Annotated in this window: 20 protein-coding genes; 10 read left to right on the forward strand and 10 right to left on the reverse strand. The window is 59.3% G+C overall.

Annotated features, from left to right (window positions below):
* Positions 1 to 86 precede the first annotated feature (86 nt).
* Both U9R61_RS15345 and glnA read left to right on the forward strand, forming a co-directional pair.
* Positions 87 to 245: a hypothetical protein gene (locus U9R61_RS15345; protein ID WP_322489685.1), complete on the forward strand. Its 159-nt coding sequence runs from the start codon at positions 87 to 89 to the stop codon at positions 243 to 245.
* A 125-nt stretch (positions 246 to 370) separates the two neighbouring features.
* A complete protein-coding gene (gene glnA / locus U9R61_RS15350) occupies positions 371 to 1,792 on the forward strand; it encodes a type I glutamate--ammonia ligase (protein WP_322489686.1) in 1,422 nt (473 codons plus the stop codon).
* A gap of 53 nt (positions 1,793 to 1,845) precedes the next feature.
* Here glnA and U9R61_RS15355 read toward each other — a convergent pair whose 3' ends face one another.
* Both U9R61_RS15355 and U9R61_RS15360 read right to left on the reverse strand, forming a co-directional pair.
* Positions 1,846 to 2,109, reverse strand: a complete 264-nt coding sequence (locus tag U9R61_RS15355) for a hypothetical protein (RefSeq protein ID WP_322489687.1) — start codon at positions 2,107 to 2,109, stop codon at positions 1,846 to 1,848.
* A 158-nt stretch (positions 2,110 to 2,267) separates the two neighbouring features.
* Positions 2,268 to 2,555 carry a hypothetical protein gene (locus U9R61_RS15360; protein ID WP_322489688.1) on the reverse strand — a complete coding sequence of 96 codons (288 nt, stop codon included), beginning with the start codon at positions 2,553 to 2,555 and terminating at the stop codon, positions 2,268 to 2,270.
* A gap of 170 nt (positions 2,556 to 2,725) precedes the next feature.
* Here U9R61_RS15360 and U9R61_RS15365 point away from each other — a divergent pair, with 170 nt between their 5' ends.
* Both U9R61_RS15365 and U9R61_RS15370 read left to right on the forward strand, forming a co-directional pair.
* Positions 2,726 to 3,673, forward strand: a complete 948-nt coding sequence (locus U9R61_RS15365; RefSeq protein WP_322489689.1) for an ABC transporter ATP-binding protein — start codon at positions 2,726 to 2,728, stop codon at positions 3,671 to 3,673.
* A gap of 4 nt (positions 3,674 to 3,677) precedes the next feature.
* The gene (locus U9R61_RS15370; RefSeq protein WP_322489690.1) at positions 3,678 to 5,942 is read left to right on the forward strand and encodes an ABC transporter permease subunit; all 2,265 of its coding nucleotides are present in this window, start codon (positions 3,678 to 3,680) and stop codon (positions 5,940 to 5,942) included.
* Here the strand turns inward: U9R61_RS15370 and U9R61_RS15375 are convergent.
* Complete coding sequence (locus tag U9R61_RS15375) at positions 5,926 to 6,411, reverse strand: nitroreductase family deazaflavin-dependent oxidoreductase (RefSeq protein ID WP_322489691.1); 486 nt, start codon at positions 6,409 to 6,411, stop codon at positions 5,926 to 5,928. The two genes, U9R61_RS15370 and U9R61_RS15375, sit on opposite strands and share 17 nt — an antisense overlap.
* 325 nt (positions 6,412 to 6,736) lie before the next feature.
* Between U9R61_RS15375 and U9R61_RS15380 the strand changes: the two genes are divergently transcribed.
* Positions 6,737 to 7,996: an MFS transporter gene (locus U9R61_RS15380; protein ID WP_322489692.1), complete on the forward strand. Its 1,260-nt coding sequence runs from the start codon at positions 6,737 to 6,739 to the stop codon at positions 7,994 to 7,996.
* A 175-nt stretch (positions 7,997 to 8,171) separates the two neighbouring features.
* Positions 8,172 to 9,260: an STAS domain-containing protein gene (locus U9R61_RS15385; RefSeq protein ID WP_322489693.1), complete on the forward strand. Its 1,089-nt coding sequence runs from the start codon at positions 8,172 to 8,174 to the stop codon at positions 9,258 to 9,260.
* A 202-nt stretch (positions 9,261 to 9,462) separates the two neighbouring features.
* Here the strand turns inward: U9R61_RS15385 and U9R61_RS15390 are convergent, their stop codons facing one another.
* The gene (locus U9R61_RS15390; protein WP_322489694.1) at positions 9,463 to 10,614 is read right to left on the reverse strand and encodes a glycosyltransferase; all 1,152 of its coding nucleotides are present in this window, start codon (positions 10,612 to 10,614) and stop codon (positions 9,463 to 9,465) included.
* Positions 10,615 to 11,029: 415 nt separating this feature from the next.
* On the opposite strand from U9R61_RS15390, the gene U9R61_RS15395 reads away from it, so the two are divergent.
* The 3 genes from U9R61_RS15395 to U9R61_RS15405 all read left to right on the forward strand — a co-directional run bounded on the left by U9R61_RS15395 (position 11,030) and on the right by U9R61_RS15405 (position 12,535).
* The gene (locus U9R61_RS15395; protein WP_322489695.1) at positions 11,030 to 11,224 is read left to right on the forward strand and encodes a DUF2892 domain-containing protein; all 195 of its coding nucleotides are present in this window, start codon (positions 11,030 to 11,032) and stop codon (positions 11,222 to 11,224) included.
* Between the two features lie 454 nt (positions 11,225 to 11,678).
* Positions 11,679 to 12,188, forward strand: a complete 510-nt coding sequence (locus U9R61_RS15400; protein WP_322489696.1) for a DUF4405 domain-containing protein — start codon at positions 11,679 to 11,681, stop codon at positions 12,186 to 12,188.
* On the forward strand, positions 12,185 to 12,535 hold the full coding sequence (locus U9R61_RS15405; protein WP_322489697.1) for a hypothetical protein: 351 nt from the start codon (positions 12,185 to 12,187) through the stop codon (positions 12,533 to 12,535). Before U9R61_RS15400 ends, U9R61_RS15405 begins: the two co-directional genes overlap by 4 nt.
* Before the next feature lie 95 nt (positions 12,536 to 12,630).
* On the opposite strand, the gene U9R61_RS15410 is transcribed toward U9R61_RS15405, so the two are convergent.
* The 6 genes from U9R61_RS15410 to U9R61_RS15435 form a co-directional block, all read right to left on the reverse strand.
* The gene (locus U9R61_RS15410; RefSeq protein ID WP_322489698.1) at positions 12,631 to 12,789 is read right to left on the reverse strand and encodes a hypothetical protein; all 159 of its coding nucleotides are present in this window, start codon (positions 12,787 to 12,789) and stop codon (positions 12,631 to 12,633) included.
* A gap of 72 nt (positions 12,790 to 12,861) precedes the next feature.
* Positions 12,862 to 14,415, reverse strand: a complete 1,554-nt coding sequence (locus tag U9R61_RS15415; RefSeq protein ID WP_322489699.1) for a TRAP transporter fused permease subunit — start codon at positions 14,413 to 14,415, stop codon at positions 12,862 to 12,864.
* Positions 14,403 to 14,651 (reverse strand): hypothetical protein, encoded by a 249-nt coding sequence (locus tag U9R61_RS15420; protein ID WP_322489700.1) that lies wholly within the window; start codon positions 14,649 to 14,651, stop codon positions 14,403 to 14,405. The genes U9R61_RS15415 and U9R61_RS15420 overlap by 13 nt, the downstream gene beginning before the upstream one ends.
* A gap of 413 nt (positions 14,652 to 15,064) precedes the next feature.
* Entirely contained in the window at positions 15,065 to 15,622 is a 558-nt protein-coding gene (locus U9R61_RS15425) for a TAXI family TRAP transporter solute-binding subunit (protein WP_322489701.1), read from the reverse strand.
* Positions 15,619 to 16,077 carry a TAXI family TRAP transporter solute-binding subunit gene (locus U9R61_RS15430; protein WP_322489702.1) on the reverse strand — a complete coding sequence of 153 codons (459 nt, stop codon included), beginning with the start codon at positions 16,075 to 16,077 and terminating at the stop codon, positions 15,619 to 15,621. The genes U9R61_RS15425 and U9R61_RS15430 overlap by 4 nt, the downstream gene beginning before the upstream one ends.
* A gap of 524 nt (positions 16,078 to 16,601) precedes the next feature.
* Positions 16,602 to 17,579, reverse strand: a complete 978-nt coding sequence (locus U9R61_RS15435; protein ID WP_322489703.1) for a glycosyltransferase — start codon at positions 17,577 to 17,579, stop codon at positions 16,602 to 16,604.
* Between the two features lie 66 nt (positions 17,580 to 17,645).
* On the opposite strand from U9R61_RS15435, the gene U9R61_RS15440 reads away from it, so the two are divergent.
* The gene (locus tag U9R61_RS15440; RefSeq protein ID WP_322489704.1) at positions 17,646 to 20,552 is read left to right on the forward strand and encodes an insulinase family protein; all 2,907 of its coding nucleotides are present in this window, start codon (positions 17,646 to 17,648) and stop codon (positions 20,550 to 20,552) included.
* The last annotated feature ends 18 nt before the right edge of the window (positions 20,553 to 20,570 follow it).

The raw sequence follows: 20,570 nt of genomic DNA on the forward strand, positions 1-20,570 counted from the left end.
AACTATCCAATCTGATTATCGCAAGGATTGTACCCTCTCACCGTAGCGCGAGCGGCGGCAACTGATTAAACTACTGATAGGTGCAGATGTTGCACGCCGCCTGCGTAGGCGCAACGGCCAACACCGATGTGGCCCGGTTTGACGATGATCGTTTCGATGCTGCGATGTCGCATTGCATTGAAGTGAATGCCTCGCCGGATCTGCCGCCTGCCTCGCGCGCTGCGCTCTGTCTGCCTCCCATGTGACGGAAGCCGACAGGAAGAATACGACGCCGCCGGTCGCCAATGTGCCGCGGCGTCATTGCCTGTTTCAGGACCATGTTTGTTCTGGCGGACCGCGTTCGTTCTTGTACTGTAAGGAGTAGGTTCTCATGGCAATGGATGCGAAGGGCGTTATCGAGCTGATCAAAGCCAAAGGAATTCAAATTGTTGACACGCGCTTTACCGACCTCTTCGGCGGGTGGCAGCACTACTCGTTGCCGGCCTCGCGGTTGACCGAAGATATGATCCGTGAGGGGTTAGGCTTCGATGGCTCGTCGATCAAGGGCTTTCAGGCGATCAACGAGAGCGATATGTTGATGGTGCCGGATCCCTCAACGGCGTTCATTGATCCGACCCTGAGTGTGCCGACGCTGGTGTTGATCTGTGACATTATCGACCCGATCACGCGCCAGTCCTACAGTCGCGACCCGCGCACGGTGGCGAAGAAGGCCGAGGCGTATCTAAAGACGACCGGTATCGCCGACACCGCCTACTTTGGGCCGGAAGCGGAATTCTTCCTCTTTAGCGACGTGCGTTTCGGCCAGAGCGCCAATCAGGGTTTCTATTACATTGACAGCCCCGAAGCGGTGTGGAATACGGGGGCTGAAGTACCGGGGGGCAACAAGGGCTACCGCATCCGCCACAAAGAGGGGTACTTCCCGGTGCCGCCGACCGACACCTTGCAGGACATCCGCTCGGAGATGATCCTGAAGATGATGGAGATCGGGATCGAGATCGAGCTGCACCACCACGAGGTGGCGACCGCCGGCCAGTGCGAGATCGACATGCGCTTCGACTCGCTGGTCAACATGGCCGACAAGGTGCAGAAGTACAAGTACATTGTGCGCAACGTCGCTCGCGCCCACGGCTACAGCGCGACGTTCATGCCCAAGCCGATCTTCGGCGACAACGGTTCGGGTATGCACACCCACCAGAGCTTGTGGAAGGACGGCGAACCGATCTTCTTTGACGAGACGCAGTACGCGCTGCTGTCGAAGACGGCGCAATACTACATTGGCGGCATTCTGAAGCACGCCCCGGCCTTGCTGGCGATCTGTGCGCCGACCACCAACAGCTACCGGCGGCTAGTGCCCGGCTTCGAGGCTCCGATCAACCTCGTCTACTCGATGCGCAACCGCTCGGCGGCAATCCGCATCCCGACCTACAGTTCATCGCCGAAGGCCCGCCGGATCGAATTCCGCGCCCCGGATGCCATGTGCAACCCCTATCTGGCTTTTGCGGCAATGATGATGGCCGGCCTCGATGGTATCCAAAACAAGATCGAGCCGCCGCCACCGCTGGATGTGGACATCTACGAGCTGTCGCCGGAAGAGAAGGCTGGTATTCGCGGCACGCCCGGTTCGCTCAACGAGGCGCTCGATGCGCTCGAGCAGGATCACGACTTCCTGCTCAAGGGCGGCGTGTTTACCACCGACCTGCTCGAATCCTACATTGACAGCAAGCGTAAAGATGCGGTCGGGTTAGCGTTGCGCCCGCACCCGTATGAGTTTATGATGTATTACGATGCGTGATAGAGGGGCAGAGCGCTGCTCTACCCCCTAGGGGGCAGAGCAGCGCTCTACCTTTACCGCACCCGCTTGCGCCCGCGCGCGCCGATCAGCAGCAGCGCGGCTAACAGCACTGTCGAGACCCCAATATAGAGAGCGGCGGCGTCGATCGTAATGGCACCGCTACGCACAAACGCCCCAAAACCGGGGATCATCCACACCAGCCAGCTACAGACAATAGCGGCCCGCTGTTCAATCGCTGACAGCCGCGGCGCTCCCAGCGCCAGCACAGCCGTCGCTGCCCACCCGATCAAGCCAATCAAGATACCTTGCACTTCCATCGCTTCCTCCGCGCTGCTGCATTGCAACCACCGGCCAGCTCTCCGCTGAAACTGGCGGCAGCCATCACATGCGATGGCTTACTGCTTGCATCATAGCAGAGGAATTGGATGATTTCAACAACTGAAACGCTGCATGGTTTGTGCAAAACGTCTAAATTTCACAACTGAACGTACCGTATGACGATCGCAATGACGGTAATGACCAGCACCAGCAGCAGCGAGAACCGGCGCAGCGCGAGCAGAATCGGGTCGGTGCGAATCAAGGCTTCGGCGTCAGGAAAGAATTGCGCCAAATGGAGCAGCCCAAGCACGATAATAATCAGCGTCAGCACGAGACTGCCGGTCAGCAGCCATGCAAAACAGAGGAGCGCCGTGATGCCGACAATGCTCCAATACGTGAGCTGGTTGCCCATATCTGGGCCATTACTGCGCTGTGGTTCGTCCATGTGATGCTCCAAGTTGGTGATGGGATTTATATGCAGTATACCTAAGTTACGTCATCCATGGTAGGGACGAACAGCCGTGTGTACCTACCGGTTGGTAATGAACCCGGTGTACAATACCTATGCGAGTAGTCCGCGCCGGAGATCTATCCACCGTACCAAGTAGGCATAGCATGATCGAAGCCATCCATCTGAACAAACAATTTGGTGATTTTGTCGCTGTGCGCGATCTCAATCTGGTGGTTGAGCCGGGTGAATTAGTCGCGCTGTTAGGTCCCAACGGCGCCGGTAAGACGACTACCGTGCGCATGCTGGCAGCGATTTTGCCGCCGAGCAGCGGGCAAGCGCGCATCTGCGGCTGTGATGTAGTGCGCGATGCGCAACGGGTGCGCGGGATGGTGGGGTTGTTGACCGAATACCCCGGCTTATACGGGCGCATGGCAGCGTTGGAATATCTCGCCTTCTTTGGCGCACTGCTTGGCGTTGACGCAACCCAGTGTCGCCAGCGCAGCGAAATGCTCTTGCGCCAATTTGGCCTCTGGGAGGTGCGCGACCGCAGCTTAGAGAGTTTTTCCAAGGGCATGCGGCAAAAGATGGCGCTCATCCGGGCAATGATCCACGATCCGTCGGTGTTGTTTCTCGATGAGCCGACGACGGCGATGGATCCGCAGAGCGCGCGCACCGTGCGCGATGCGATCGGCGAGCTGCGCAGCGCCAAGCGCAGTATCTTGCTGACGACGCACAATTTGAGCGAGGCCGAGGAATTGGCCGACCGGATCGCCATTATTCGCGGCGGCCAGATTATTGCCGCCGGCCCCTTCGCCGAACTTAGCCGCCGGTTGCTTGGCGATCCGGCCTTTGAACTGACCTTGGCCCGTTCAGTCGATCAAGACCGAGCGTTGGCGATTGTGCGCAATCTGGTGGCGGCAGAGGCGGTTGGCAATGACCGGTTAGGGTGGCAGACTGCTGAGCCGCATCTGCTGAATCCAGCGATTCTGAACCGGCTGGTTGAGGCTGGGATTGGGGTATATAGCCTTTCTGAACAACCGCGCCGGCTCGAAGACCTCTATCTACGGATTGTGGCTGAGGATGAGGCGCTGACGGCTGCGCATTCCCGGTGAACTTATGAAACGATTTTCGTTCCCGCAATCTGCGACGGTTACTATGCGAACGCACCCGTTGCCGGCGTGGTGGGTCATTACCCGCCGCGAGTTGCGCGATAACTTAACCGATTGGCGCCAAGTCATCCCGCTCGCGCTCCTCTCGATGGCGCTGCCGGCGCTGGTGGCAGCGGCGGCGTTGACGCTGATTCGCTTTACTGAACAGGTTGAGCTGGCAATTCAGATTATCCCGTTTGCCATTCTGTTGGTGGGCTTTTTGCCGGCTGGCTTCTCGCTCGTTCTCGCACTTGAGTCGTTTGCCGGTGAACGCGAACGCAATACGTTGGAAACGCTGCTCGCGCTGCCGCTCAGCGATCGCGAATTGTACCTCGCGAAACTGGCGGCAGCGTTGGCCCTGCCGCTGCTTGGCGCGTTGCTCAGCCAATTGGTATTTGGCTTGATCTTGCACGTCTTTGCGCCTGATGTGGCGTTGATCGCGTTTCAACCGCTGCGGCTGTTGCTGTTGCTGGCGTTAGTCGTTACGATGGCGCTGGTGATGGTGAGCGGCGCAGTGATTATCTCGTCACACGTCACAACAGTGCGCGCGGCGAGTTTGCTCTCGAGCCTGATTTTGGTGCCGCTGGCTTTGGTCGTGCAATTGATTGCGTTTCTAATCGTGAACGATCGGTGGGATCTGGTCGTCGCTATGTGGGTGGGGTTGAGTGCGTTAGTGGTGTTGCTGGTGCAAATCGGGATGCGGTCGTTTAGCCGGGAAGAACTGCTGGCCCGCGAACAGATCCGGCGTCCGTGGTTTGGTCAACGCGCGCGCCCGCGCCGGCAAATCGCGTGGTTTAGCGGCGGCCCGATCTGGATCATCGCCCGGCGCGAGTTGATCGAGATCACTCGCGACTGGCGCTCGGTGGGGTTACTAAGTTTTCTGACCATTCTGATGCCTACCGGCCTGACCGCAGCGATCTATGCTATTTATCCTCAGCTCGACGATCCGCTGGCGTTAGCGCCATTGGTTCCGTTTGGCGGTGTGTTGGCCGGTTTCGTTCCGATTAGCTTTGCGCTGGTCGCGGCGCTCGAGTCGTTTGTTGGGGAACGTGAACGCAACACGCTAGAGTCGCTATGCGCTGTGCCGGTTACCGATCACCAACTCTTTTTCGGCAAGTTGGTGGGAACGCTGCTGATCCCGCTCGTCACTGCTCTGTTCACCCAATATTTCTTCTACGCACTGGTGGCAATCTATTTCCCGGCGCTCTACGCTTACGGGATGCCGCCGGAAGTGGTAGTGATGGTGGGATTGCTGACCGTGGTCGTCGCGGTAGCGCTCGTCACCGGGGCGGTGAGCCTCTCGATCCATGCTGGCAGTGTGCGCGAGGCTTCGTTGTTAGCATCAGGGATTCTCTTGCCGACAACGGCGATTTTACAGATCCAAGCCCCGTACTTCATTGCCCAACGGTTTGATGTGATTTGGTTGGCGATGCTGGCTATCCTCGTGGTGGCGACGGCATTTCTGCGCAGCGGGTTGCAAACCTTCCAGCGCGCGGCGATCTTCTCGCGCAACCGCGAAGAGATGAGTTTGCGCCGGGTTTGGGCAGCTTTTCGCCAATTCTTCAACGAATACCATCCGGCAGGCACTCCGTTGTATGCCTACGCTGGGTTGTCCTTCTCACCATGGCGATTTTATCGCGCCGAGCTGCCGGCATTGCTGCGAGAACTGCGTTTGCCGCTCGCCGTGGGTTTGTTGGCGGCGGTGGGGGGGATGGGATTCGGTTTTTGGCAGGCGCGCACGCTGGTGTTGCCGCCGGTAGAACGGATGCTGGATGCGATTGCGTTTGGACCAGCGCCATCACTGTGGTTAGCGCTATTTGTTTTTTTGAATAACTTGCGGGTTTCAATCCTCTCGAATCTGCTAGCGCCAGTTAGTCTAGGCGTATTTCCGTTTCTAGTGCCGGCTACGGTCTTTACTCAGATCGGCTATGTCTGCGGGCGGCTGATCGAACGCGGCGGGGTTGGGTTTGATAGCCCATTGACTTTTCTGATGGCGTATCTATTGCCGCATGGCATTATCGAGCTGCCCATATTTTTGTTCAACGCCGCGTTAGGCTTGCGCATGGGCGCGGCATTGCTCACCGCGCCGGGAGAATTTACGTTGGGCGAGAACCTGCTCTGGGCGGCGGCTCAGGCGGCAAAGGTGTGGTTGTTGGTCATTGCGCCGTTGGTGTTGGCGGCGGCGCTCATTGAGGGGCTGGTAACGCCCTTGGTTATTAGGTGGGCATACTGATATCAAGCACCACGATCGGTATGGTGCGTCCGGCCCGACGGGCATAGACGGCAAAACCGGGATAATAGCGCACGGCCCGTTCCCACAGTTCGAGATATTCAATGCCGGTAGCTTCGCGCGCCCAACAGGTGAAGGTGTGGCCGTAGATGTTGACCTGCGCCTGCGGATTGGCGCGCAGGTTGTAGTACCAGCCGGGATGGCGATCGCGGCCAAAGTTCGAGGCTACCAGCACAACCCGGTTGCCGTCGGGCAAGAACAGCAGCGGGGTGCGCCGTTGCACGCCGCTACGCGCACCAGTGGTAATGAGCACCAGCGTGGGATACACAAGCGACACGACCCCCATCCGTCCGCCAGTAATCCGTAGAACGAGCCGGTCAAGCGGTTGAACGCAGGTGCGCACGAACCATGCACTGGGGCGGGTGGCGGAAAGACGAGCAATGAGGAGTTGGAAACGGCGAAAGAGACGCATAGTGACTCGCTGGGAAAACAGAGATGGCGGATATTTAGGCGAGCGGTTCGTGCGAACCGTCTCTGTGATGGGCCAAGAATAGACAGTTGAACACGCCACACTATGATGCCATTCGTTAGCGCTTTTTGGGGCCGTTGATAGCTATGATTTACTGATGTGGCCGGGCGAGTTGACCACAGTCACAACACCTGCCATGCCAGCCTGCTCTGTGGCGCCTGTCGTTCACTGCCTTGATCAGGTTGGGTAATTGCTTGATAAGACAAAAATCTGTTATGATACAAAGCAGGATCGATTCTCGCTGCAACGCACGCACGGAGCTCTGTTCATGTCTGCGATCGCTTTCGACCACGCCGTCGCCACGCGCCGGATTATCGGCGCTTTATTTGTTACGCAAAGTTTAGCATCTGCTGCGGTGATTGCCAACATCGCGGTCAATGCGATTGCGGGCGCGCAACTGAGCGGCAACGACGCGCTAGCCGGCTTGCCGGCGACGCTGATGCTGGCTGGCGCGTCGCTGTCAGCCTACCCTGCCGGCAGGGCGATGCAGCAGTTTGGCCGCCGGCCCGGCCTCATCGCCGGGATGCTGTTGGGGTTGGCAGGGATGGTGGTCGATGGAATCGCCGTGCTGAGCCACTCGTTTTTGCTGTTCTTAGGCGGGCTATTTCTGGTTGGGATGGCGCGCGGGATTATTGACCAAAGCCGTTACGCGGCGGCTGATGCGGTGCTGCCCGACCGGCGCGCGGGTGCGATTAGCACGATCGTCTTTGCCGGGACGATTGGCGCGGTGGGCGGGCCGTTGCTGGTCGGGCCGTTAGGCCAATTCGCGGCAGTGAGCGGATTGCCCGAACTGACCGGGCCGATGTTTGGCGGCGCAGTACTGTTTGCATTGGCGGCGTTGGTGTTATTGCTCTTTTTGCACCCCGATCCGCGCGTGTTGGCGTTGCGGGTGGCGACGCAAGCCGCCGCTTCCGCGCAGGCGCCAGCCGCACCTGCGCGCTCGCTGCGCGCAATCTTGCGCTTGCCGCTGGTGCGGGCCGGGTTGGTGAGCATGGTGTTGGGGCAAGTCGTGATGGTGTTGGTGATGAGTGTCACCTCACTGCACATGAGCCACCACGCCCATGGTCTTGACAGCATTTCGCTCGTGATCGGCGCCCACACCTTCGGCATGTTTGGGTTGTCAATGTTGACCGGACGGATCGCCGATCGGCTAGGACGTCCGCTCACCATCATTCTCGGCGCGCTGATGTTGATTGCGGGGGCGCTGATTTCACCGGCTTCGCTGCTCACACCGTGGCTGGCCTTGGGGTTGTTTTTGGTCGGGTTGGGGTGGAATTTCTGCTACATTGCCGGATCGTCACTGTTAGCCGACGCCATTACCCCTACCGAACGCGGATCAATACAGGGTGCGAGCGATCTGCTCGTCAATTTGGGTTCGGCGTTTGGCAGCCTGAGCAGCGGGTTTATTTTGGCCGGATTGGGCTATCTGATCCTCTGCCTGATTGGTGCAATGCTAAGTTTAGCGCCGCTGAGCGCGGCCATGTGGTGGGGACAGCTGGCGCGCCAGACGGCGGCTGCGGCTGATTAATCGGCTGAACGCGAACTTGGTTAAACAAAACCCCTTCTCGAAACGTAGCGAAGGGGTTTTGTTTGTATTGAGATCTCACGATGGTGCGCTGCGAAATGCGTCTTTTTGAGACCTCGTCGCCGTGCTACAATGCCAGTACGCGGCCATTATTCACCTCCAACTGGTGGGGTTTCGTATGAAACAATCCCTGCGCGATCGATGGCTGACCATCCCGCACCCTGATCCAGAGTTCCAACGCCGGGGTCAAAATATTCTCATTATTGGGATCAGTATCATTGCGCTTGTGCTCTGTTCGCTGCCTTTGGCGGCAATTCAGCCGGAACCGTTGCCGCCAGTGTTGACGAGCGTGATCGGTTTATTCCCCGTTATAGGCGTGCTGCTCCTTGCCCGGCGCGGTTTGGTCGATTGGGCAACTATTGGAATGGTCGCGCTACTGGCGGTGAGTTTTGCGATTATTCCGTTTACCACTGGCCAGATTGGCTTGATGCCGGTGTATGCAGTCGTGGCGGTTGTGGTGGCGGCGGTGATCGGGCGAGAGCGCCACATCGTCTTTGCCATCGCGGTCAGCGTGGCTGGTATGATGGGACAATGGTGGGCGCTGGCCGGCCAGCGCCAGTTCTCGCCTTCACCCGGTGAGGTGGTTGCGGTCGGGGTATTGTTGACAGTGATCTGTGGCTTCATTGCCAGCATTGGCACCCGCAGCGTGCGGCGGGCGATTGAGTTGGCAACCGCAGCGCAGACGAGGGCTGAGCAGTTAGCGCAGCAGTTGGCCCAAACCAATCGGGCGCTGGAGGATCGGGTGGCCGAGCGCACCGCCGCCTTGCAAGCAGCGTTAGCGGAAAGCGAGCAACGGCAGGCGGCGCTAGCTGCGGCGTTGGCCGAAAACGAGCGACAGCGGCGCGAGATTCGCACCTTGAGCGTGCCGATTTTAGCTGTGCGTGATGATATGCTGGTAATGCCGCTGATCGGCGTGCTTGATGGCGAACGGTTGGTGCTGGCTCAGCAGCGAGCGTTGCAGGCGATCGAGCAGAGCCGGGCGCAATCGCTGTTGGTTGATGTGACCGGGGTGCCCTTGCTTGATCAGTTAGCGGCTGACGGACTGATCGCGCTGGCGCGTAGCGTGCGTTTGCTTGGAGCACGACTTACGCTGATCGGTGTGAGCCCCGAAGTGGCGCAGACGATTGTGGGATTAGGCATTGCTTTGGGCGACATTCGCGTTGCGCGCGATCTGCGCGATGCGGTGCGGCGTGGTGCTAGCGGTTGAACGATCACCAGCCTGTTATTGCGAGAGGTGCGGCGCGGGTGGCCCGATTGTCATTGCGAGGGCGCGCAGCGCCCGAAGCAATCTCCCGCTGTAGCGAAATACATAACTGAGCGCATGGCTCTCGCGCGCAGCGCGCCATGATTGTCATCGGCGGGCCAGCGGCCCGTGCTCCCAAGGCCAAAGCAAAAACGTCCTGCACAGGTTATCGCCGTACCACTGTTTGATACATCTCGTGATGGGCAGCGGCGATGGCCTGCCAGTCAAATCGGCGGGCCACGGCGCGGGCTGTTTCGCTGAGGCGCATGCGGGTGGCGGGGTTTTCTAACAAGGCGCTGATTGCAGTCGCAAAGGCGTCGGGTTGGGCCGCAGCGAATTGTACTGCGCCGGTGAGTGCGGCGGCGGTGGCCGGCGAGGTGGGCGGGGTGGTGACGATGGCGCAGCCGTGAGCCAGCGCAGCCAGCAAGCTGCCGCGCCGCAATGAGGCGCCGTCGCGGAAAGGCAGCGTCACCACATCGCAGGCGCTGAGATAGGCCGAGACGTGCTCGGCGGCGACGTGGCCGGTGATGATTACCCGATCGCGCAGGCCGGCGGTTGCGAGACGTTGTTGCACCGTTCCGGCATAGGCGCGATCGGTGGGGGCAGTGGCGGCGCCGCCGATGATCAGCAAGCGCCAATGCGGTTGGCCGGCCACCAGATCGATCAGCATATCCACCCCCTTGCCCGGCGACAACAGGCCAAAATAGCCGATCAGCGCCTCGCCGGCAGCCACACCTAGCCGTTCCCGCCACGCGGCGCGATCGTAATCGGGCGGCAGGGCCGGTTCGATATTGGCCCCAATCGGGATCAGGCGGGGCTGGAGGCCGGCGTTGCGCAGGGTGGCTTCATCTTCAGGGTTGGTGGCAATTACGGCTGTGGCTGCGCACGCCGGCAGCAGCGTCACCCAATCGCGCACTGGCCCAGCCTTGGGGAAGAGGTACGGCGGCAACAAGTCGTGATAGGTGATGGCGCTCGCGATGCCAGTGCGGCGCAAGAGTAACGGTAGCACATTGATGCCAACCTGCAACTGATACGCGCCGGTCTGGTACTGGATATGGCACCAATCGGGCCGGATGCGGCTCACGAGCCGCGCCAGCCGTCCGGCAGCAACCAGCCGCCAACTAGCCCGGCCCCCCGGCGCAACCAATGCCTCGTTGCCGTTGCGCGTTGACCGCCAGAGTTGCCAGCGCCCCTGCCTTGCCGTCAGCGTGATCGCCTCGTGCCCGGCGATCGCGATCATCTGCGCCAGCCGTTGGGTATAGTCGCCGACACCTCCCGGCTGCGGCGGGTATTCGCCGGTGATAAAGAGAATCCGCATGCCGTTCATCTCCGTTGCGTGTGCTTACCGGCATACGATACCACAAGATGGGGTTGGGTAGCGATAGCCCGGTTGTCAGTGTGAGGGGAGGCAGGAAAAGCCCCATCCGGGAGTTCAAGGGCGAGAACCCGGTCCTCAGGTACGAAGCCCGCTGCGCGGGTGGCTGGCCCTCACCCCTCACCTCTCCCGCGCCAGTGGGAGAGGTGAGGGGTGAGGTATCCCAAAGACGCTTTGCGTCCTTTGTGTTTACCCCCTCTGCGTCTTTGCTCGCTTTGCGTCTGAGTGATAAGCCGTGCGGCAGTTTGACTGCCGCACTCCAGATTCCAGCCAACGTGACTTTGTCACTGATCGACGCTGGCCGTTTGGCTATAGTAGTAATAGGCACAACAGGAATACCATGACGAGGAGGAAGGCAATGACACCGAACATGGGCAATATTGATCGGATCGCACGGGTGATTGTGGCGTTGCTGCTTGGGTTTATGATCGTCACCCAAGTCTTAACCGGGGCGCTGGCATGGATCGCCGGGATTGTGGCGATCGTGTTCCTCGCCACTAGCGCGATCGGTTTCTGCCCGTTGTATCTGCCGTTTGGCGTTAAGACCCGCTAGTTGCACGCTCATCCAAACCGGTGCGAGACTGCCATCGTCTCGCACCGGTTTATTTGTTTGCACTGTAGCGCTTCCGGCGCACGCTATGCCTCCCTGATAGTGGGCTGGGTTTAGTGGCTGATAGCTGAGCGATTATCGTTGTCGCCTGACCGAAGCCGCATACAACCCGCCAGACAAAATGCTCAGCAGGGTTGCGATCACACTCACGATGATCGCTGCACTTCCTTCAAAGAGCGTGAGCGCGAAGACGATCCCAACCAAACAGGTTGAGGGCCAAAAAGGCCCATCCCTCTAACGTTGGTATAACGGCTCCTTTCTGAGAGAATGCTCTCATCGATAAGGCCTGCATGTGGTGTTGCCAAGGTTTCACTACCTTCACCACACCTCTGCACAACTTCTTCATAATTGCGCCTTACAGTAAAAGTGTACACAGCAATTGTGACAGAGGTGTGACATGAAGCAGACAAATCAGAACTGGCGCAACTTTCTCATCGACGGCGCAATGTTCATCGCCTTTCTCATCGCGACTGCGCCGCGTTTCAGCGGGTTGGCCATCCACGAGTGGTTGAGTTTGGCGTTGGCGGCGGCGCTGATCACTCACGTCCTGCTGCACTGGCAATGGATTGTCACCATCGGTAAGCGCCTATTGGCCAAAACGACGTGGCGGTCGCGCTTGAATTATCTGCTCAATGCGCTGCTATTTCTCGCGTTTACCATCACTGTTGCCAGCGGCGTGTTGATGTCGCGAGAAGCGTTGCCGTTGTTCGGGATTACGATGCCGCGCGATCGCACGCTCGAAATTCTTCACCGGCAGGCGTCGGATCTGACGGTGATCATCCTCGGTTTGCATGTCGCGATTCATTGGAGTTGGATTGTAGGCATGTTCCGCCGGCTCTGGCCGTCGCGCAAACCGACCCGTCAAACTGCTGCCGCAGCGGCGCGGCTAGAGGAGGTGAGACAATGAAAACGCTCGGACGCATCTTGATCATTGTTGGGGTGGCGGTATTGGTGGCGATGTGGTTTAACTGGCTGCGGGTGAATCATCTGCTGCCGGTGACGCAGGTGGCGGCGCGTGAAGAGGGGTTTCGGGCGCGGGAACGCGGTGCGATAGTCTTTGGCGGCGAGCGGGAAGGCGGTGCGTTTGCCGGTCGTGGCGAGCATCATATCAATGAAGCGCCGTCATTGGCGAACGTAAACGAGCTTGGCGAAGCGTTGATCAAGATCGGCCTGATCACCATCGTGGTTGTGATCATTGACAAGATCATCCGCTTATTCAAACGCCGCCAACGGTCACCAGCCACGACAGCCTAATTCGACGAGACGCGGCAAGGCTGTTCATTGCTGCGTCTCGCCGAGCTGTGGCGCCGTTTCCGCCGATTGTGGTTTGCGTAGGAAGCGGATCCGGATCACTTATGGATGATCAAGCCGACAATAAAGAGGCCAAACCCGATCGTATCGGAACCTAAATCGGCGTAGAGCATCGCAAGGCCAGCAATCGCCATAATCACGCGCTCAACGAGATTTGCTTTCTGGAAGAGCCATCCGCCGAATGCAACCGCGAGCACACCCACCGCTACACAACTGGTCAGGAACGTGATCGCGATCGTGACCCATCCTCCCGCAGCGAGTGTTTCGTGCTATGCTGGCTGGAAGGCTAACGCCACTTCATTGGCGGCTTGCCCAATCTTGGGCAATAACAGCAACAAGCTAGCGCCGTCTATCGTCAGGGTAAACATAAACGGCACCAGAAACGCCGGCATACAATACTTCCACGCCATAAACATCGTCGGCCATGGCTTGCCGCCGGTAATTGCGGCGGCGGCCATCGGCGCCAGCGCCGTGGGTGGCGACACGTCGGCCAGCACCGCGTAGTAGAAGATAAACATGTGCGCTGCCGGTTCGGGTACACCGACTTGGCGCAAGGCCGGTACAATCATCACCGCCGCCAGAATATACGATGCGGTAACTGGAACGGCCAAGCCTAACACCCACACGGCTAGCGCCGCAAAGAAGATCGTGAACAAGATGTTGCCACCGCCGAGATTCACGATCATGCCCGAAATCTTCAACCCCAAACCGGTCAAGGTGACGACTGACACAATAATTCCGGCGCAGGCCGTCGTGGCCGCAATCGCAATCACACTCCGCCCGCCATACTCTAAGGCGCGCAAGATGCGCATATGCTCATCCTCACCCGGCACGTTTTTCACCCGCCGGTAGAGGGCGATCGCGGCGGCAATGCCGATAGTAAGCATCATGCCCCAGAAGATGGCAAGCGACGGTCGCATGCGCGGCAAAACACCGGTGACATTCAGCAACATTAATACCGCCGCGAGCGCAGCGCCGGCAGCGAGTGCCTTGAGCGAGGTGAGCCGGGTTTCGGGACGCAGGAAGCTAAGCAGGAAGGCGATCACAATTGACCAATAGACGGCCATAAACGGCGTTAAACCGATAGCCATCAAGATGGCGACGGCAAAGAGGGAAGAGAAGTGATAGCCAAATTTCTTGGTTAAATCCCACAAAGGTTCAGTTTTAATATCAACTGGCCGTGTACGCAACAACCGTGAATCAGCTTCGATCATCAGAAAGATCGAAAGATAGTAGAGAATGGTTGGCACCATGGCCATAATCAAAACATCAAGGTATGAGATGTCGAGGTATTCAGCAATGAGGAAGGCGGCTGCGCCGAGCGTCGGCGGCGAGAGGGTGGCGCCAATGCCAGACGCCGACAACATACCGGCGGCTACCGTCCGGTCGTAACCGGCTTTGCGCAGTATCGGCCACGACAGCGAGCTAAGGGTGACAGTGGTCGCGACGCCGCTGCCTGAAACGGTACCGAGCAAAAAGCCGGCGGCGGCGACAGTGCGTCCGGGGCCGGCGCTGCTCTTCGATTTGCCTAACGCGGCAAACGACCAATCAATAAAAAACTTGCCGGCGCCGCTATATTCCAGCACCGCGCCGTAAATGGTGAACAAGACGATAAACGTGGCTGCGACATCGAGCGGAACGCCAAACACCCCTTGCAGGGTCAGATAGTTGGTGCCGATGAGTCGTTGCAGCGAGATGCCGCGGTGGTCGAACGGTTCGGGTACGAGGTAGCCGAACAACGCATACAAAATCGCGCCAATCGCCACAAGGGTCAGTGCTAAGTCGGTGGTGCGCCGGGTGGCTTCGATCACTAACAGCAGCATAATGCCACCGGTGTGGGTTGAGTGACACGTTGCAATGCCTCGCGAAAATAGAGGCTCAGATAGACCATACTGGCCACGCTCAGCGCAACCAGCACGATGTCATACCACGCGACATTGGCGCGGGATTTAGCCCGAAATGGGTAGTAGAGGAAGGTCAAGACCAAGACCAGCATTAAAAACGTGGCCCGGTAGACCTGTGTAGTGATGATGGCCTGCGTCCAATAGAGGGCATACACTGAAAGCGACGCTGCTATGATCCCCCCAATTCATGCCCATAGGCCGCTGAGCTTGCGTGTTGCCGACTCACTCTCGAATTCTTCGATGAGTTGTTCAACTTTTTCGCGGCTAATTCTTCGGTATCAGGCAAGCCGGCATTGGGCGGATTGGCGGCGGTGCTCATAGGTAGTACCCCTTTGTGACCATATCAAATCGGTAGCCTGAAGTGATCCGTTCAGGCGGCGGATGCGCTGGCAGTACGGCAGCCACGTTACCGCATTCCAATGCGCGCCAGCGCAATGCTGCGCGTATGGAGAACATCGCTTTGTCGGCTAACGGTTGGTTTCCTAGCCGGTTACGCTCGCAGATCATGCTCTGGAGTGCGGCAGTCAAACTGCCACACTCCGTTGACATCTGAGCAATGTGACGATACTCACTCCTTCCAAACGCCCCGTTCCTTGTAGAACTCGATGGCTGCCGGATGGAACGGAATCGACGAGCCAGTGACCGCCGATTCGAGCGACAAGGTGCGGGCAGCCGGATGGATCTGATACACTTCGTTGAGATTGTCAAAAATGGTGGTCAGAATCCCCTTTACTTGATCTGCCGGCATATCTTCGCGCACCACCAGCAGATTGGCGACGCCGATCCCCGACACATCTTGATCGGTGCCTTTGTAGGTGCCGGCGGGCAGTACCGTCGCCGCGTAGATCGGACCGTATTTGTCAATCATCTGCTTCAACAGGGCACTCGTATCGATGAAGACCACCTTTTCGGTCGTTACCAGATCGGTCACGGCAGCCGTCGGCAAACCACCGATCCAGAAGAAGGCATCGATCTTTTGATCTTTCATCGCGGCCACCGAGTCGGCCACACCCAGATTTTCCGGTGTAATATCGGCAACCGTCAGACCAGCGGCTTCGAGCAAGCGGATCGCAGCCGTTTCGGTGCTGCTGCCTGCCGAGCCGATCGATACTGGCCGGCCTTTCATATCGGCCACGCTGGGATGCCAGAGTCAGCGCGGGCCACGACGTGGATGAAGCTTTGATAGAGCACGGCAATCGCTGCCGCCGGCACTTTGCCGGTATCTTTGTACGCTGCTACGCCGTTGATCGCATCATACGCCGAGTCGGCGGTCGTGAAACCAATTTGCGCTTCGTCGTTTTGCAACAGCTTGAGGTTATCAACCGAGCCGCCCGTCTCTTGGGCTGTGGCTTCGGTATTGGGCATCTTTTCGGTCAAAATCCGGGCCAGACCGCCGCCATAAGGGAAGAACACGCCGCCGGTGCCGCCAGTGCCAATGATGAAGCGTAGTTTCCCGCCACTCGGTGCGGGGGTGGGTTGGGCTGGCGCTGCGGTAGGTTGGCTGGTTGTGCCGGTGTTTTGCCCGCACGCCGTGAGCGCTAGCACGAGCGTTAACCAAAGTAGAACCATTCGTTTGACCATTCCGCATCTCCTTTCCGTCTTTGGAACATCTGTTGCTGAAATTCCAGCATAGCCGCCGTGGGGATGGCTATACAGGCTCGATGTTGACAAGCTGGTTCAGGCAGATGGTTCGCATCAGCCGGCAGGTGATAAGAACCAGCTTGCAGCACAGCTAAACGGCCTTTGCCGCACGTGATCGCCGATGTCGCTCAGCCGGGTTGCTTGGCAGCGTTCTCTCACGTTGCCAATAACGGGTGGCCTCATTGTTTGCCGGCAAATGATTAACCATGAACACCCTACCTCGCGCCTGAGGTAGGGTGTTCTCATCACTGGCATAGCATCAGGAACTAAGCCAAACAGTTTGTGATCATCAAGAAGATAAGGTCTGGAATTGATTAGTAGTTTACACACCAGTTGCGGGATCGTCAAGATGGGATTGATCTCAACGGATTGAGGAGTTTATCGGTTAAAGCGTACAACTTTGGCAACCATAAAGTTGTTGCAAGAGAAGTTTTGTGAAAAACTTTTTGTTGCACTCATCGCCGTTACGTTCGTTCCTGCCAGTGCCGCCATATTCCAACCGGATAGCCAACCATCTTAGCTATGTCACCCGCCAGCCGGATCAGCGGCACCAGCGCCAAGGCCGCCAGCCGTTCGCCGAGCGGCCTGCCGCGCAGTTTAGGCCAGAGCCGGCGGTAGGGGCCGCGGGTATAGGCAGCCACCCCTAGCCCAATCAGCGCCCCAACCGGTGCGCGCAAGCGCGGCTGGCTGATCGCTAGGCCCAACAGGCCGCTGAGCGTCAGGTATGCGGCATAACGTAAGGCATGGCGTTGCGGCCACAACCCGGCTCGCCCGTCACCGCGGGCATAGGTGTAGTATTGGCGGATGAAGGCGGGCAGTGTGGGGCGCGGCGCGAAATGCACCACCGCTTCCGGTACGAAGACGCGGCGAAAGCCGGCGCGCTCGACCGCCAGATCGAAGAGCAGGTCTTCGCAGTGGCTGGCCCATTCCGGGAAGCCGCCAACCGCTTCCCACACCGCTTTCCGAAAGGCCATTGATTTGCCGAACGGCAGAAAGGCTGCCGGGTCGATCTCGCTGCTGCGGCGATAGTTGGTTTCTCCTAGCGCCAGCGCAAAGAGCGAGCGCGGCGTGGGGTGAAAGAAGCCGCCAACGACATCAGCCTCACCGGCCTCGATGGGGGCGACAATCCGTGCCAGCCAGTGCGGATCGAGGGTGAGACCGGCGTCGGTGCTGGCGATGATCGGGCCGCGCGCGTGGCGAATGGCATTATTGCGGCCCGACGAAATATTGTGCCCGCCGCGCACCAGCTTGATCTGCGGGTAGCGCGCAGCGTAAGCAGCAACAATGGCCGGCGTCATATCAACGCTCTGGCAATCGTTGATCACAATCTCGTCGGCGGTGCGGGTCTGGGCCAGCATTGAATCAATCAGTGCGGCGATGTTATCGGCTTCATCGCGCACTGTGCAGATGATCGAAACGGTTTGGGGTTCGATGGTCGCCATGGATGAAAGGCTTCTGGTACAATATTCTCTAAGCACCTATGCGCTATTGTACCAGACGAGGTTGTCATGACAGATCTGTACGGATTTGAACTGCTGCGCGATGAGTTCATTCCCGAACTCAACACTCGCGCTTGCCTGTATCGCCATATCAAGACTGGCGCTGAACTGCTCTCGCTCGAAAATGACGACGAGAATAAATGTTTCGGCATTACCTTCCGCACTCCGCCGCGCGACTCAACCGGCATTGCCCACATTCTCGAACACTCGGTGCTCTGCGGGTCGCGCAAGTATCCGGTCAAAGACCCCTTTTTCACGTTGGTGAAGGGATCGGTGCATACCTTCCTCAACGCGATTACCTACCCGGATAAGACGACCTATCCGGTGGCTAGCACCAACCTGAAAGACTTCTACAATCTGATGGATGTCTATCTCGATGCGGTCTTCTTCCCGCGCATCACGCCCGAAGTGCTCAAGCAAGAGGGTTGGCACTTCGAGCTGCCAGCGCCTGACGCGCCGCTCACCATTAAGGGCGTGGTGTACAACGAGATGAAGGGGGCCTATTCGTCGCCCGATGGCATGCTCTACCGCTATTCGCAGCAGTCGCTCTTCCCCGATACCACCTACGGCCATTCGTCGGGCGGCGACCCGCAGGCGATCCCTGATTTGACCTACGAGGCGTTCAAGCGTTTCCACGAGACGCTCTACCACCCCTCGAACGCGCGCATCTTCTTCTACGGCGACGATCTGCCGGAAGAGCGGCTGCGCAAGCTCGACGAGTACCTGAGCCAGTTTGAGCGGATCGATCCGCCTTCTCAGATCGAGCCGCAGGCCCGTTTTAACGCGCCGCGCGAGTTTGAATACACCTTTAGCGCCAATGAAGACAACCAGAAGGGCATGGTGATGCTCAACTGGTTGATTGATGATAATCGCGACCCGACGGTGTTGATGGCCCGTGATTTGCTGAGCTATATTCTGTTGGGGAACGCGGCGGCGCCGTTGCGCAAGGCGCTGATCGATTCGGGGTTGGGCGAAGAGGTGGTCGGCGGTTACGAGAGCGATCTCCTGCAGCAGACCTTTTCGGTTGGCATGAAGGGAATCGATCCCGTGAACGCCGGGCAGGTCGAGGAGCTGATCCTGCGCACGCTGGCCGAACTTGCCGAGCAAGGTATTGATTCGGAGACCGTGGCGGCTGCGTTTAACACGTTCGAGTTCAGCTTACGCGAGAACAATACTGGCAGCTTCCCGCGCGGCTTAGTGTTGATGCTGCGCGCGCTGGGCACGTGGCTGTACGACGATGATCCGATTGCGCCGCTGCGGTTCGAGGCTCCGCTGGCGGCGGTGCGCGCGGCGGTAGCCAACGGCGAGCGGGTCTTCGAGCGCCTGATCCGCGAGCTGCTGCTCGATAATCCGCACCGCACCCGCGTGACCTTGCGCCCCGATCCCGAACACGCTGCCCGCTTGGCCGCCGCCGAGCAGGCCCGGATTGACGCCTTCGCCGCGACCCTCGACGATGCCAAGCGGGTGGCGCTGGTCGCCGAGACACAGGCGCTGGCCGCTTGGCAGCAGACGCCGGATCCGCCCGAAGCGATTGCCGCCATCCCGACCTTGCGCCTTGCCGATCTTGACCGCGCCGTCAAGCGCATCCCGACCGAGATTGACGAGCGGGGTGGCGCGCGGTTGTTGCGCCATACTCTGTTTACCAACGGCATTGTCTATCTCGATTTGGCCTTCGATCTGCGCGCCGTGCCCCCCCACCTCTTGCCCTACGCGCCGCTCTTTGCCCGCGCCTTGACCGAGATGGGCACGGCGACCTCGGATTTTGTGCGCTTGTTGCAGCGGATCGGGCGGGAAACCGGCGGTATCTATGCGACCACGATGACGGCGACCGACATTGTGAGTACAGCGCCGGTGGGCCGGTTGATCGTGCGCGGCAAGAGCACCGTGGCCCAAACGACCGAGCTGTTGCGGCTGTTGAGCGAGATTCTGCTGACGGTGAATCTCGATAACCGCGAGCGTTTCCGCCAAATCGTGCTGCGCGCGCGCGCCAACAAAGAGTCGTCGCTGGTGCCGGCGGGTAATGCGTATGCGCGCCAGCGCCTCGCTGCCCGTTTTGCCCCGGCTGAGTGGGCCGACGAACAGATGGGTGGCGTCTCTGCGATCTTCTTCCTGCGCGATCTTGAGCAGCGGGTGCAACACGACTGGTCAAGCGTGCTGGCCGATCTCGAGACGGTGCGCGCGGCGCTGATCAACCGGCGCGGCTTGGTGGCGAATCTCACCCTCGATGCCGACAACCAACAGGCCGTGTTGCCCATGCTGACCGCCTTCCTTTCTGATCTGCCCGATGCCGCGTACAACCCGGCGCACTGGCCGGTGCGCAGCGTCGCGGGTGGCGAAGGGTTGGTAATTCCAGTGCAGGTCAACTACGTCGCCAAGGGGGTTGATCTGCACGCCCTCGGCATCCGGCCTAGCGGCGCGGCAATGGTGGTGTTGCGCCACCTGCGCATCGACTACCTGCTCGACCGTATCCGCATTCAGGGAGGGGCCTACGGCGCCGGCGGCAACTACGACCGCAGTACCGGCCTGTTCATTACCACGTCGTACCGGGACCCCAACCTCTTGCGCACGCTCGATGTGTACGACGAAATGGCGACCTTCTTGCGCGAAACGGCGCTCGATCCGGCGACGGTCGAACGGGCGATTATCGGCACTATCGGCGATATGGATGCCTACCAGTTGCCGGATGCCAAGGGCTACACGGCGCTGATACGCTACTTGACCAGCGTGAGCGACGAGTATCGCCAGCAGATTCGCGACGAGGTATTGGCGACCACGCCGGCTGATTTCGTCGCCTTTGCCGAAGCGGCGGCGACGCTGCGCGATCACGGCCAAGTGGCGGTCTTAGGTTCCGCCGAGGCGATCGAGGCGGCCAATCGCGAACGGCCCGGTTTATTGACGCCGGTGAAAGTCTTATAGGAGCAAGCCGCAGTACGG

The organism is Chloroflexus sp., assembly GCF_034431535.1.
In the GTDB taxonomy this organism is placed as follows: domain Bacteria; phylum Chloroflexota; class Chloroflexia; order Chloroflexales; family Chloroflexaceae; genus Chloroflexus.